Raw genomic sequence first — 13514 nt, forward strand, 5'->3', positions numbered from 1 at the left:
CAGCGGCTCGCCCGGGGTGGCGGCGGGGGCGTATGACGGGTGGTGGTGTCCTCGCCGTCGCTGTGGTCCCATCAGGCGACGAGGATGTGTGTCCGTCGGGTGGAACCTGACGCGCCGTTGAATCGTCCATGTACCGACCACGTGTTTGTCGAGAGGAGAACAACCGGATGGCTGGGCGAATACGGAAGCGCGTGTTGCGGGCAGCGGGGGCGGTCGTCACCTTCGCTGCCGTCGCCGCACCGACGGCACCCTTGGCCGCGGCTCCGCCGCCGCCGGCGCTGGGTCCGGCGTCCCTGGCGGGTGCGGCGGCCCTGCCCGCCGGGCAGCAGCAGTTGGACGGCGGCAGCCACCGCGCGCTGCCCCAGCCGCCGGCGCCGCCCAGCAGCGCGCCGAGCCCCGGCCCGGTGCAGCCGTCGGTGCCCGTGGTGGGGGGTGCGCGGCTGCCCGCCACCGTGTTCGCCGCCTACCGCAAGGCCGAGGCGTCCCTCGCCGGGTCGTCGCCCGCCTGCCACCTGCCGTGGCAACTGCTGGCCGGCATCGGCCAGGTGGAGTCCGGGCAGGCCGACGGGGGCCGGGTCGACGCCAATGGCACGACCTACACGCCGATCCTGGGCCCGCTGCTCGACGGCACCGGCGGCAACGCGGCCATCCCGAACACCGACGGCGGCAAGTACGGCGGCAGCACGGTGTGGGACCAGGCCGTCGGGCCGATGCAGTTCATCCCCTCCACCTGGGCCGCCTGGGGCGCGGACGGCAATGGTGACGGCATCGCGGATCCCAACAACGTCTGGGACGCGGCGCTGGCCGCCGGCCGGTACCTGTGCGCGGACGGGCGCGACCTGGCCGTGCCGGCCCAGCTCGATCAGGCCATCCTCGGCTACAACCACTCCGACGACTACCTCCGTACCGTCAAGTCCTGGATGACCTACTTCCAGACGGGCGTCTCGACCAGTCCGGACGCCCCCGCCCTCGCCGCCTCGCCGTTGCTGCCGAGCGCGCCCGCGTCACCGGCCGCGCCCGGACCGGGGGTCGGGGCGTCGCCGTCGCCCACTCCGAGCGCCACCGCGAGCGCGCCGGCCACGCCCACGGCCAACCCGTCGCCGTTCGCCACCCCGACCGCCTCCGCGACGTTCCCCAGGCCCACGCCCAAGCCGAGCACCTCGCCCAGCGCCTCGGCCAGTCCTTCGCCGAGCGCCTCGCCGAGTGCCGGCGGCTCGCCGAGCGGGTCGCCCTCGCCGTCGCCGTCGCCGTCCGACTCACCGACCGGCTGCCCGTCGCCGACGGCGACCCCCTCGGGCACCCCGACCGGCTCGCCGTCCCCGTCGCCCTCCGCGTCGGCCACGCCGAGCGCCACGCCGTCGCCGTCGGCCTCGCCCTCGGTCTCCCCCTCGCCCTCGGGCTCGCCGTCGCCCTCGGGGTCGCCGTCGCCGGGCTGCGGGTCACCGTCGCCCAGCGCCTCGGCGGGCACGCCGAGCCCCTCGGCGTCGCACTCCACCTCGGCTTCTCCGAAGGCCCGTTGAGGCCGACCGCCACTCGGCGCCGGTGAGGCGCCCGGTGGGGCGTCGGTGAACCGTCCGGTGATCCGCTGACCGGCCCGGTACTGGGATCCCAGTACCGGGCCGGTCTGTTTCGGCCCCGCCACCGCCGCCGGCGAGACCGGCGGCGGTGGCCTCAAGGGCGAAAACTTGTCTGATCAAGTTTGGCCGACATTCTTCCGTTGGACAGCACCGACCGGTACCTATGTCCCGTCCATGGCGAACAGTCATGGCTTCACCCCCACCAACGGGACGAGGTATCCCCATGCGACTGGGTCGGAGTTCACTCAGCGGGCTGCTCACCGCTCTCCCCCTCCTCGGTGCACTGGTCATCGCCGCTCCCGCCCCCGCGCAGGCGGCGACGAGCAGCGGCAACCTGATCGTCAACGGCAATGCCGAGGCGGGCGGTTACTGCACCAACGACTGGAGCGCAGCCACCACGGTCCCCGGTTGGACGGTCGAGGCCGGCGGCATCAACGTCATGTGCCAGTCGGTCGCGTCCTTCGGCCTGCCGAACGACGGCAACACGCCCGGCAAGGCCTTCTTCGGCCCCGGCAACTTCGGTGACGGCGCGATGTCGCAGACCGTTGACGTCTCGTCGGCGGCCACGGCGATCGACGGCGGCGGGGTGAACTACAACCTGGCGGGCTGGCTGGGTGGTTGGAGCACCTACAGCGGCTACGCCGCCGTCAGCCTGCACTTCAAGGACGGGAGCGGCCGGTCGATCGGCGCGACCGCCAAGCTGCCGACCGTCTCCGCGACCGACCGGGGGCTGAGCACCGAGTTCCTCTCCCGCAGCACCAGCGGAGCCGTGCCGGCCGGGACGAGGTCGATCCAGGTCGAGGTGCAGTTCCTGTCCACCTCCCACGAGGCCGGCTACCTGGACAACCTCTCGCTCACCCTCAACACCCCGGTCGCCGCCCCCGCACCGGTGGCCCCGCCCGCGTCGAGCGTGCCGGGCTACGACCACGTGTTCACGGTCATGATGGAGAACACCGACTACTCCGAGGTCATGAACGACCCGGCGGACACGCCGTTCATCCACAGCCTGATGTCCCAGGGCGCCACCCTCACCGACTCGCACGCCGTCTACCACCCGAGCGACGAGAACTACCTCGCCATCGCCGGCGGTGACACCTACGTCAGCGGCGGCACCTACTGGCCGAACATCAACTCCCCGCAGCGCAACCTCGGTGACACCATCGAGGCGGCCGGCAAGAGCTGGAAGGCCTACGAGCAGGGCATGGGCACGCCCTGCAACACCACCACGCAGTACGACGCCAAGTACGAGCCGGACGACGCACCGTTCATCAACTACACGGACATCAGCGGCAATTCGTCCCGCTGCGCATCGCACCTGTTCGACACCTCGCAGCTGACCACCGACCTGAAGTCCGCGGCCACCACGCCGAACTTCTCCTGGATCGCCGCCGACGACTACTACGACGGCGAGGCCTCCGGCAACGGCAGCTCCACCAGCCTCCAGGTGCAGGACGGTTGGCTGAAGCAGACGCTGGCCCCGGTGCTGGCCTCGCCCGCGTGGACCCAGCAGCGCTCGCTGCTCGTCCTGACCTGGGACGAGAGCGAGAGCGAGGGCTACGACCACGTCGCCACCGTGGTGCTCGGCTCGCAGGGCACCGTGCCGGCCGGGACCAGCTCCGCGCAGCACTACGACCACTACAGCGTCGGTCGCACCATCGAGTCGGCCCTCGGCCTGCCCGGTCTGACCGCCAACGACACCTACGCGACGCCGCTCAACGCCGCTTTCGCGCCGTCCAGGGCGACCACGCCGACGCTGACCGGTGACCTGAACGCGGTGGCGAACGGCGGTAACGTGACCTTCCGCTACTCCGTGCCGAACACCTCGCAGGTCAGCGCCAAGAACTGGGTGGGCATCTACCCGGCGGGCGTGACCCCGGGCTCGCAGTCCTCGCTGACCTGGGCCTACACGCCGAACCAGAGCGGCGCGGTCACCCTCTCCACCGGCAAGCTCAACGGCGCGGGCACGTACGACGTTTACTACCTGGCCAATGACGGCTACTCGGTGCTGGCCGGCCCGTACACCCTGACCGTCGGCTGACGACCCCGGGACGCCAGCAGGAGCCCGACTGCCGTTGCCGCCCCAGCCGGATCCGACCGGATCAGGTTGGGGCGGCAACGGCATTTCAGCCACCGGGAGTTGCCTGGACCGGCCGGGTCCGCCGACGGATTCCGTGAGGGTCGCGCGCACAATGCGTGGCAGCCGCGCGCCCGGCTTTCGCACAAGGCATTGACCAGCTCCGGACAAGTCTGATTCCCTACCTGTGACCGGCGGTGCACCGCTCGTCTGTTCAGCCCTCAATTGCTCAAGCACGTTTGCCCCCACGCCAGTCGGCGATCCCCTGCGCGGCGAGACGGCCGCCAGGACCGCCCTGGCCGACATGCGCCGGCTCCCCCCAGAGCCGGGCGAGCGCAGAGAGGACACCTACCATGGGTCACCCCCAGCAGCGCGGTGCGAGCCACAAGCTCCTTGCCGGAATGGCATCGCTGGCCCTGATCACCGGCGCCGCGTTCATCGCGGCCCAGGCCCCGGCCTCGGCGAGCACCCCCCAGGACGCTTCCCAGACGGCCTCCTCCGGCCAGCACACCCGGCACGGCGAGTTCCCCATGCTCGGCCACGTCAACGCGGCGAAGACCGCGGCCACCGGCCCCGAGACGCTGTCCTACGGCGGCGGGATCAACGGCATCGGCGTCAACAGCGGCCACTCCAAGGTCTACCTGGTCTTCTACGGCAGCCAGTGGGGCACCCAGACCACGGACTCCAACGGCAACGCCAAGTTCTCCAACGACAGCAAGGGCGGGGCCGGCGCCGCCCAGCAGATGTTCAAGGGCATCGGCACCAACGGAGAGACCTGGTCGGCCGACCTGACCCAGTGGTGCGACGGCCCGAACGTCTCGGCCGGCGCGACCAGCTGCCCGTCGAACGCCAACTTCATCCCGTACCAGAGCGGTGGCGTGCTGGCCGGCGTGTGGTACGACAACTCGGCCAAGTCGCCGAGCGCCGCGACCGGCCACCAGCTGGGCCAGGAAGCCGTCAAGGCGGCCTCCCACTTCGGCAACACCACCGCCGCGTCCAACCGCAACGCCTACTACGTGATCCTCTCGCCGCACGGCACCAACCCGGACCAGTACCAGAACCAGTACTGCGCCTGGCACGACTACACCGGTGACTCCACGCTCACCGGCGGCGCGGTCAGCTCGCCCTACGGCCCGCTCGCGTTCAGCAACCAGCCCTACAACATGGACTCGGGCGCGGGCTGCGGCGTCGGCTTCGTCAACTCCCCCGGAACCCTCGACGGTTGGACCATCACCCTGGGCCACGAGTGGCACGAGATGATGTCCGACATGGACCCGGCGGGCGGCTGGACCAACAACCAGAGCAGCAGCGCCTACTACGGCCAGGAGAACTCCGACGAGTGCGCCTGGCTCTCCCCGGGCACCGCGGGCGGCGCCGCCAACGTCAAGTTCGGCTCCTTCGGCACCTACGCCGAGCAGGCCAGCTGGTCCAACGACACCAACAGCTGCGCCATCTCGCACGCGATCCTGCACTGACGCGCACATCCTCCCCGGACCGCGCTGACAACCGGTCTGTGAAGGCGCGGAGTTGACAAGGCGGGGCGGGCCCGGTGGGCCCGCCCCGCCGGCGTGCGCGGCCGCGGGTGCCGACGCACCGAGGTGCCTCCCGAGGAACCACCGGCCGGCTCCGACCGGCTCCGGCCGCTCCGGATGACGAGCTCAGGCACCCGGCAGCAGGAAGGCCAGGAAGCGGACGCGGACGGCGCACCAGATCACCACGATGATCGTGAGGTCGACCGTGGTGTTGAACCAGAAGCCGCGCGGCCCGAAGACGAAGGGCACCAGGAAGATGAAGAAGCTCTGCGCCACGTAGACGTAGAGCGAGTTGCGTCCGAACGGCAGCAGCATCCTGCCGACGGTGCGCGCGAGCGGGACCTCGAAGCGGCGGATCAGCAGATAGGTCCCGGCCGCGCTGACCGGCGCGACGAGCGGGCGCAGCAGGCCCAGCCGGTTGTTCTGGAACAGCTCGTTGTACAGCGCCGAGCCGGTCAGCCCCGGATGGTGGAGCAGCACGGTGCCGACGGCGTAGATCAGCACCGCGGCGGCCACCAGGCCGAACCGCAGCGCCCGCCCGGCCGCCGGGGACAGACGCCCGAGCCTGCCGCGCAGGTCGTCCCAGTGGTAGCCCGCCGCGGTGCCCAGGAAGAAGTAGACGCCCCACTGCAGGAACGGGCTGACGAAACCGGTGTCGAAGTGCGAGGGCAGCACGAAGGCGGCGTACGAGAGCAGCACGACCACCACCGCCAGCCGCCGTGAGAGCAACCAGATCGCCACCGGCACCAGCAGGAACATCGGCACGTAGAAGGTCAGGAAGTCGGCCCACCCGTAGGTGTACCTCAGCGTCGCGGCCCGCCAGAGCAGCGCCGGCGGGGACGAGTCGCTGTCCAGGCCGACCTTGAACTCCGTACTCCCGCGCGCCGCCGCCAGCCGCCCGACGCAGGTGTACAGCAGGGTCAGCGCCACGGCGACCAGGTACAGCTGCCCGGCCCGCTTCCACGAGTTGCGCGCCATCCGCGCCGGCCCGTGACGCTCCAGGTCGCGCCTGCGGAGCATGCCGACCAGCAGTCCCGAGATCAGGAAGAAGTTCTCCGCCTCGGAGACCAGCAACGAACCGCGTCCATCGACGTCCCCGAGCAGTGACGGCAGGTAGTCCAGGTGGACCGCCGCCAGGATCGCCACGTAGTAGCCGCGCATCAGGTCGAGCGTGACCACCCGCCGGCGTCCCGCCGTGGCGGCCCCGGCCCGCACAGCCGCTCCGACGACCTGGGCGGCACCTCCTGACCTTGGCACATGCACGAGCGACGTCATGCGGACAGTCGGCCAGACCAACCTTTGACGAACGTGAGAGAACCCCTGGTCAGACCATGAAACGATCACCTGGCGCGGACCCCGGGGTGCCGTCCCCGACACCGCTGACGAAGGCGGCGAAGCCCTCGCGGGTGAAGACCGGGGCGGGCCCGCCGGGGTTCTTGGAGTAACGGACGGGAACGGCACCGGGGAGGCCGGTGGCGACCAGGGGGAGCACCGGATTGTGGGGCTCATGCCGCGCCGGCACGCGAACGCTCGTCACCGGCTGCATCGCTCCTTCCGCCGCCGGTGGGCCGATCGTCTGCGGTGAACAACCTGTCCAGGTGCTGATCGATAGCAGTGAGCACGTCCCGGGGCTCGATCACGTCCAGTTCGATGAGGGTGGTGAAGCCAGTGAGGGCGAGAAGCAGATTGGTTTCGGCCACCGGGTCGCGGTCGGGGGCGATGCGCCCGTCAGCGATCGCCTGGCGGACCAACTGCTCGATCAGGGCGCGCCCTTGGAGCAGCCCATCGCGCGCCCGGGCGTGAAACCTCTCGTTGTGCAACGCCTCCAGGACGAAAGCGGCGCTCATCCGACTGGTCGCGCGAGCGTCGGCGTGCAGAGGGAGCATTTCCGTCAGCATCACTCGGAGCACGTCACGTGGATGCAGCTGGTCGCCGAGCTCCGCGAGGCCCCGGCCGACACGCGACGAGGCCTGCTCGGACGCGAAGTCCATGGCGAAGGAGAGCATCGCCTCCCGGGAGGCGAAGTAGTGCTGCAGTTGACCGAGGGAGATGCCTGCCTCCTGCGCGACCTCGCGCATGGTCAGACGCACCACGCCGCGCTGCTCCACCACCCGCCACAACGCTCGGGCGATCGTTTCACGGCGTTCGTGGTGATCCACCTGTTTCGGCATCGTCGGCTACTCCGTTGGTCTTGCTTCTCATGCCGTTGACACAATACAGCTGACTGAAATAATACAGCTGACCTATAACAGCTCCGGGAAGGAAGGAAGCGACATGCTTGAACAGCCAACGGTGCGTACTGCGGAGGGTGTGGTGCGGGGCCGCCGGCGGCGGGGGCACGCGGTGTTCCGCGGCATTCCCTACGCCGCGCCACCGGTGGGAACGCTCCGCTTCGCGGCACCCGCCCTGCCCCAGCCTTGGGAAGGGGCGAGGCCGGCGGTGGAGTTCGGACCGGCGGCACCGCAGTCGGGCCCGGTTCACGCGAGTTCGCTGGACGGCACGGACTGGTTGACGCTGAACGTCTGCACTCCGGACCCTGGAGCTGCGGGGCTGCCGGTACTGGTGTGGATCCCCGGTGGCGGCTACATGGCGGCGGACTCGAGTGACCCGCTGTTCGACCCGGCGGCGCCGGCTGCGGCGGGGCTCGTCGTGGTGAGCATCAACTACCGGGTGGGCGCAGAGGGTTTCGCCCTCCTGGAGGGAGCTCCGCCGAACCGCGGATTCCTCGACCAGATCGCGGCGTTGCAGTGGGTGCGACGGAACATCGCCTCCTTCGGAGGCGACCCCGACCAGGTCACGGTCGCCGGGCAGTCCTCCGGGGCGGGATCGGTCGCCGCCCTGGTGGCGATGAAGCCGGCGCGCGGCCTGTTCCGGCGGGCCATCACCCACTCGGTACCAGGCCTGCACTCCACCCGCGCACTGGCACAGCAGGTCGCCGCCGAGCTCGCGGACCGGCTCGGCACGGTGCCCACCGCCGCAGCCATGGCCGATATCGATCCCTGGCGCCTGGCCGAAGGCGTCACCGCCCTCAGCGCTGACCTCCACGGTTACCGCGAGAGCTGGGGACGGCTCTCCGGGACCGGGATCGCCATCTGCCCCGTGGTCGACGGCGAAGTCCTCGCCGACACGCCCTGGTCCGCACTGACCAGTGGCCGTGCGAGCGGGATCGAACTCCTCGCCGGCCATACCCGCGACGAGTTCCGGCTGTTCAGCGTCATGTCCGGACGGCTGGGCAAGTTCACCGAGCAGGACGCCCGTACCGCCCTGGAGCTGTTCGCCCCCGCACCGGACGGTGCGGTTGCCTACCGCGCAGCCCACCCGCACGCCACCCCGGAGGAGTTGCTGGAAACGGTTTACTCCGATGCCGTCTTCCGAATGCCCTCGATGCTGTTGGCCGAGGCGAACACCGCAGCCGGCGGCACCTCGTTCCTGTTCGAGCTGCGACTGGCCTCGCCGGCCTTGGGAGGAGTCCTGGGCGCCTGCCACAGCCTCGACGTCCCGCTGGCATTCGGCACGCTGGACAGCCCCACCGGCCGACAACTCCTCGGCGACCAGCCCGCCCCCGAGGCCATCGCCGTGTCGCGGGAACTACAGCGGGCGTGGATCGGTTTCGCCACCACCGGTGACCCCGGATGGCCCGCCTACCACCCCGACCAACGGCTCACCCGCGTCCTGGACGCCGACTCGAAGACCCTGCCCTACCCCGAACAGGCCTCCCAGCGGATCTGGAAGGGCCGCGCCCCAGCCCCCTTCGATCTCGTGCAGGACGCGGGCCCCGTTCGGCGAGCCCCTGAACACCAGGGCTGGGTCAGCTGATCCAGATCGGCCAGCTCTGGGCGTTGCCGTAGTAGCCGTACACGCCGTTGATCGTCGACCAGAAACCCTCCTGGACCACGAACTCCCCGGGCCCCGGGGCCACGATCACGCCATTGCCCCACTCCTGGTAGTCACCGGTGTTGGGGTTGTATCCGCTGGATGCGGGCACCCACTCGCCCGGCTCGCAGCCGAAATCGTGGACCTGGCCGTAGCCGACCTTGATCAGCTGGAAGCAGGGGAAGATCGACTGACTGCCGCCGTTGAAGTAGATGGCCGGCCGGATGTAACCGTTCCCGTCGTCGTTGACGCAGGGCAGCAGTAGCACGCCGGCGGGCTCTTTGGCCCAACTCCCGGTCGGGTGTTCGGCGTCGTCGTTGTTTCCGCCTCCGCGGCAGCCGCCACCCGTCGTGGTGGCACTCGCGGGTGACGCGGCGACTGCGCCTGACACGGCGAGGGCGAGCGTTGCGGTGGCCACGGCCACGGCACGTCGGGTCTTGTGGAACTTGCGCATGGGCGTGGTCCTCTGCGGTGGCTGAAGGCAAGCACTGCGGACGCCTCGGCGATGCGGAACGGCCCTGCACCGCCACTTTGAGCCTAGGGGCGAGCAGGCGCCCCGGGTGAGACCCGTTCCGGTCATCCGGAGCGGGCTCGGACCGACCGCTCAGGCGTCACCCTGCTCCGCGAGCACCGGCCGCAGCATCGACTCGATCGTCGCCTCGCTCTGGCCGCCCAACACCCGGGCGGCCAGTTTGCCGTCCCGGTCCACCACGAGGGTGGTCGGGATGGACTGCGGGTCGAAGGCGCCCTTGGGGAACTTGAGGATCTGGACGCCGTCCGGATCGTAGAGGCTCGGGAAGGTGACGCCCTTGTCCCGCTCGAACGCCACCGCGTTGGCCGGGTCGCCGTCACGGGTGTTGATGCCGAGGAACTGGACGCCTTGCCCCCGGTACTTCTCCCACAGTGACTCCAGCCCCTTGGCCTCACCGCGGCAGGGATCGCACCAGGAGGCCCAGATGTTCACGACGACCACCTTGCCCCGGTAGCCGGCGAGATCGGCTGACCGGCCGTCAACCGTCTTGCCGGATATGTCCGGCGCGTCCAGGCGGTGCCCACGGGCAACCGTCGCGATGGCACTGCCCTTGGCGGCGACGAAGCCGGACTGGCCCGTGCCGCCGGGTGATCCGAAGGCCGAGCAGCCGGCGAGGACACTGGCGACGGCGGTGGCCGCTGCGGCGAGGACGGTCGCAGAACGCTTCGTTCCATTCATGGGAAGAGCTTCGCACCTGTACGCTCAACGCTTCGGGGTGGGTGGGGTGTTGCACGCTATCCGGCGTCCGGCATCACGCGAGCGCGCCGTCCAGCCCCAGCAGCGCGCCGACCTGCTCGACGACTCCCCGGTGCGGCTTGGTGGCCAGCACGGTGGTGATGCCCAGCGCCTGGGCGGGCGGGAGGTTGCCCGGGTAGTCGTCGACGAAGACGCACGCCTCGCCGGGCAGGTCGAGTCGCTCCAGCGCCAATCGGTAGATCTCCGGGTCGGGTTTGGCCATGCCCGCCAGCTCGGAGACCACCGTGACGTCGAACAACTCCCATACGCCGCAGGCCGCGTACGGGTCGTAGGGGTCCAGGCCGAAGGAGTTGGACAGCATCGCGAGCCGGTATCCGGCCCGGCGGGCCGCCTTGGCCAGCGCCACCATGTCGGCGGACGCCGTCACCCCGCTCCAGGCTCGGCCCATCAGGTTCTCGTGGTCCGCGACGCCGAGCACCGGGGCCGTCCGGCGGTTCCACTCGGCCTGGCTCATCGTGCCGCGCTCCAACTCCCGGTACCAGGAGCGAACGTCCGGGTGCCGGCGGGTCCGTCGCCAGGCCTCCTCGTCCAGCCCTTCACTGACGCACCAGCGGCGGATCGCCAGCCTGGCGTTGTCGGTCAGCACGCCCCCGAAGTCGAGGATGAGCGCACGGTACCTACGGTCGGGGGTCTGCGGTGTCATGGCTGCTGTCTTCCCCCTCCGGTCGCCCCCGTACCGCGACCAGGCGCCCCAGGGTGTCCTCCAAGCCGTGGATCAGCGCGGCGAGGCCGAGTTCGAAGGTGCGGGCCTGCTGGTCGGGCAGCGGGTCGAGGAGGGGACCGAGACCGGGGGGCAACTCCTCGGCGGGCAGCGGGGGTTCGTGCGGAGCGCGCACGGGAGGCACCGAGCCGATGATCAGGCTCTCGATCGAGTGCACGACGGCGAGCAGGTGGTCCTCGGGCCAGCCGGCCGCGCGCAGGGTGGCGAAGGTCTCGGCGTAGGCGTGCAGGGCCGAGGGCGACTGGGCGGGCCGGACGCGGAACAGCGGTACGGCGTGCGGGTGGGCGGCGAGCACGGCGCGGTAGCGGCGCGCCCAGGTGACCACGGCGGTGGTCCAGGGGCGGATGCTCATGTCGAGGTCCATCTCGGCGACGATGAGCTCGCATATCCCGTCGATGATCTCGTCGCGCCCGGAGACGTGGTTGTACAGCGATGGGCCCTTGACGCCGAGCCTGGCCGCGATCCGGGTGGTCGAGAGGGCGTCAGGCCCCTCCTCGTCGACCAGGGCGAGCGCGGCCCGCACGATCCGCTCCTTGGTCACCAGCGGTCTGGGCGGTCTGCCCATCGGCTCGTCCTCTCGTTCCGTTCCCGGTCCCGGTCCCGTTGCCAGTCCCGTTCCCGTTCCCGTTCACAGTCCCGTTCCCGTTCCGTCCCCGTTCCAGGTCCCGTTCCCGCTGCGCTCGCGGGCCGTTCGCGTTCGGATCTCGTCCCGTCGCACCGTCAGATCGCTCCGTGCTCCGGGTTTGAGCCGGGGGTTCGGGCTAGTGTACGTTCTCGCCCAGGCAAAACTACTGGTTCTAGTTTTACGGGTCTGGTGGCATGCGCTCGGCAGCCGACGGCGGGTTTCGGCCGCCACCAGCCCAGCCAGGTTGCCGAATCGGTTCTTCTTCCCTGCCTGTCTTACGCCGAAGGTGACCCACCGCATGCAGATGCGCACCATCGCCCTGCCCGTGCTCGCCGCGTCCGTGGTGCTCTCGCTGAGCGCCTGCGACCCCACCGGATCGACCGGCCCGTCCGCCGGTTCCGTCGGCGACGCGGCCCAGAGTGCGCCCGCCACGACTGCCACCACCCTGTCCACCGCCACCGGCGCGTCCGACGTGACCCTGGTCAGCCCGGCCGCCGCCGCGGCCGCCGCCACCCCGTCCCGTCCGGCCACCGTCGGCACGCCCTCGAAGAGCGCCTCGGCCGCCGCGTCGCCGTCCGGCAAGCCCGTCGCGACCGCAGGCACCGGGCTCAAGCTGGACGCCTACGACCAGCAGACCGGCAAGGTCGTCCTCGCCGCCGCCCCCACGGGCTCCGGTGCCGCCCCGAGCCCCTCCGCCTCGGCCGCCGCCACCTCAGCGGTCAAGCCCGGCCAGATCATCGACAGCCCGCCCACGGCAGCCGCACCGCACGGCGCGCTGCTCGCCGTCACCGACGTCAAGCCGGCCGCCGACGGCAAGGTGGAGGCCGGCACCCGGCCCGCCACCATCTCCGAACTGCTCGGCGACGCCAAGGCCGCCGTCACCGCCGCCCTGGACCCGCACCAGATCCAGGTCACCCCGCAGCTCAAGGACGTCAAGACGTCCTACGTGCCCAAGCCCGACGGTGCCAGCGGCTCCGCCTCGGCCGTGCTGCAGCTCGACGCCAAGGACAGCGTCCCGCTGCCCGGCGGCGGCTCCCTCGACCTCTCGGGTTCGATCGCCCTCGATCCGAGCGTCGACTTCAGCTACCACGGCACCAACGGCATCCTCAGCACCGATCAGGCCAAGGTCGGCTTCGACCTCGGCGCGCACGCCAACTGGCACGTCAGCGGCGCTCTCAACGCCGCCACCGGCCCGGTGAAGATCCCGATCGCCAACCTCACCGCCACCCCCACCTTCTCGGTGGTCGGGGTACCGGTGGTGATCACCCTCAACCTCACCGTCTACGCCGAGGTCTCCGCCGACGGCACGGTGACCGTCGACGTCGGGCAGAGCGTCGACGGCGACTGGGGCGTCCACGCCGACTACGCCAAGAGCACCGGTTGGACCTCGGCCACCGAGCCGGTCAGCACCAAGGTCTCCCCGGTGAAGGCCACGTTCGCGGGCAAGGCCGACGTCCGGGCCGGCCTGGTCGCCGAGGGCTCGGTGGCGCTGTACGACACGGTGGGCGTGAAGGCCACGGTGGAGCCGTACCTGCGCGCGGCGGTGAACGGCAACGTCACCATCGACTCCAGCGCCGGCAAGCCCGTCGTCACCGGCAAGGCCGGCCTCTACGGCGGACTCGACGTCAACGGGGCGGTGATGGCCCGCATCGCCATCTTCGGCACCCCGCTGCTGGAGAAGGACCTGCCGTTCAAGGTCTACCAGAACGAGTGGCCCATCGTGGCGGTCTCGTCCCCCAATGCCACCCCGAGCAGCGGGCCGCACAACTGACCGGCCCACAGGTGCAGTTGCTCGTGCCGGGCTCCTCCCGAGGGGCCCGGCAC

13 protein-coding genes are annotated in these 13514 nt (G+C 70.9%); 5 read left to right on the top strand and 8 right to left on the bottom strand.

Annotated elements, in window-relative coordinates:
• Window positions 1-595: 595 nt before the first annotated feature.
• Window positions 596-769 carry a hypothetical protein gene (locus tag LN042_RS08740; protein WP_230050396.1) on the bottom strand — a complete coding sequence of 58 codons (174 nt, stop codon included), beginning with the start codon at window positions 767-769 and terminating at the stop codon, window positions 596-598.
• On the opposite strand from LN042_RS08740, the gene LN042_RS08745 reads away from it, so the two are divergent.
• The 3 genes from LN042_RS08745 to LN042_RS08755 all read left to right on the top strand — a co-directional run bounded on the left by LN042_RS08745 (window position 711) and on the right by LN042_RS08755 (window position 5126).
• Window positions 711-1520, top strand: coding sequence for a lytic transglycosylase domain-containing protein (locus LN042_RS08745; protein ID WP_230050385.1), 810 nt, complete (start codon window positions 711-713; stop codon window positions 1518-1520). The two genes, LN042_RS08740 and LN042_RS08745, sit on opposite strands and share 59 nt — an antisense overlap.
• 280 nt (window positions 1521-1800) lie before the next feature.
• Window positions 1801-3615 (top strand): alkaline phosphatase family protein, encoded by a 1815-nt coding sequence (locus LN042_RS08750; protein ID WP_230050125.1) that lies wholly within the window; start codon window positions 1801-1803, stop codon window positions 3613-3615.
• Window positions 3616-4004: 389 nt separating this feature from the next.
• Window positions 4005-5126, top strand: a complete 1122-nt coding sequence (locus LN042_RS08755; protein WP_230050127.1) for a hypothetical protein — start codon at window positions 4005-4007, stop codon at window positions 5124-5126.
• Window positions 5127-5309: 183 nt separating this feature from the next.
• On the opposite strand, the gene opgC is transcribed toward LN042_RS08755, so the two are convergent.
• The 3 genes from opgC to LN042_RS08770 all read right to left on the bottom strand — a co-directional run bounded on the left by opgC (window position 5310) and on the right by LN042_RS08770 (window position 7354).
• The gene (gene opgC / locus LN042_RS08760; RefSeq protein ID WP_230050129.1) at window positions 5310-6362 is read right to left on the bottom strand and encodes an OpgC domain-containing protein; all 1053 of its coding nucleotides are present in this window, start codon (window positions 6360-6362) and stop codon (window positions 5310-5312) included.
• Between the two features lie 145 nt (window positions 6363-6507).
• The gene (locus LN042_RS08765) at window positions 6508-6720 is read right to left on the bottom strand and encodes a DUF397 domain-containing protein (RefSeq protein ID WP_230050131.1); all 213 of its coding nucleotides are present in this window, start codon (window positions 6718-6720) and stop codon (window positions 6508-6510) included.
• The gene (locus LN042_RS08770; protein ID WP_230050133.1) at window positions 6689-7354 is read right to left on the bottom strand and encodes a TetR/AcrR family transcriptional regulator; all 666 of its coding nucleotides are present in this window, start codon (window positions 7352-7354) and stop codon (window positions 6689-6691) included. The genes LN042_RS08765 and LN042_RS08770 overlap by 32 nt, the downstream gene beginning before the upstream one ends.
• A 103-nt stretch (window positions 7355-7457) precedes the next feature.
• Between LN042_RS08770 and LN042_RS08775 the strand changes: the two genes are divergently transcribed.
• Window positions 7458-8999 carry a carboxylesterase/lipase family protein gene (locus LN042_RS08775; RefSeq protein ID WP_230050135.1) on the top strand — a complete coding sequence of 514 codons (1542 nt, stop codon included), beginning with the start codon at window positions 7458-7460 and terminating at the stop codon, window positions 8997-8999.
• On the opposite strand, the gene LN042_RS08780 is transcribed toward LN042_RS08775, so the two are convergent.
• From LN042_RS08780 to LN042_RS08795, 4 genes are all read right to left on the bottom strand, one after another.
• A complete protein-coding gene (locus LN042_RS08780; protein WP_230050137.1) occupies window positions 8992-9510 on the bottom strand; it encodes a hypothetical protein in 519 nt (172 codons plus the stop codon). The two genes, LN042_RS08775 and LN042_RS08780, sit on opposite strands and share 8 nt — an antisense overlap.
• Window positions 9511-9660: 150 nt before the next feature.
• A complete protein-coding gene (locus LN042_RS08785) occupies window positions 9661-10266 on the bottom strand; it encodes a TlpA family protein disulfide reductase (RefSeq protein ID WP_230050139.1) in 606 nt (201 codons plus the stop codon).
• A gap of 73 nt (window positions 10267-10339) precedes the next feature.
• A complete protein-coding gene (locus tag LN042_RS08790) occupies window positions 10340-10987 on the bottom strand; it encodes an HAD family hydrolase (RefSeq protein WP_230050141.1) in 648 nt (215 codons plus the stop codon).
• Window positions 10962-11630 (bottom strand): TetR/AcrR family transcriptional regulator, encoded by a 669-nt coding sequence (locus LN042_RS08795; protein ID WP_230050143.1) that lies wholly within the window; start codon window positions 11628-11630, stop codon window positions 10962-10964. Before LN042_RS08795 ends, LN042_RS08790 begins: the two co-directional genes overlap by 26 nt.
• 358 nt (window positions 11631-11988) lie before the next feature.
• Here LN042_RS08795 and LN042_RS08800 point away from each other — a divergent pair, with 358 nt between their 5' ends.
• Complete coding sequence (locus tag LN042_RS08800; protein ID WP_230050145.1) at window positions 11989-13461, top strand: hypothetical protein; 1473 nt, start codon at window positions 11989-11991, stop codon at window positions 13459-13461.
• Window positions 13462-13514: the final 53 nt, after the last annotated feature.

The organism is Kitasatospora humi (assembly GCF_020907985.1).
GTDB lineage: Bacteria > Actinomycetota > Actinomycetes > Streptomycetales > Streptomycetaceae > Kitasatospora > Kitasatospora humi.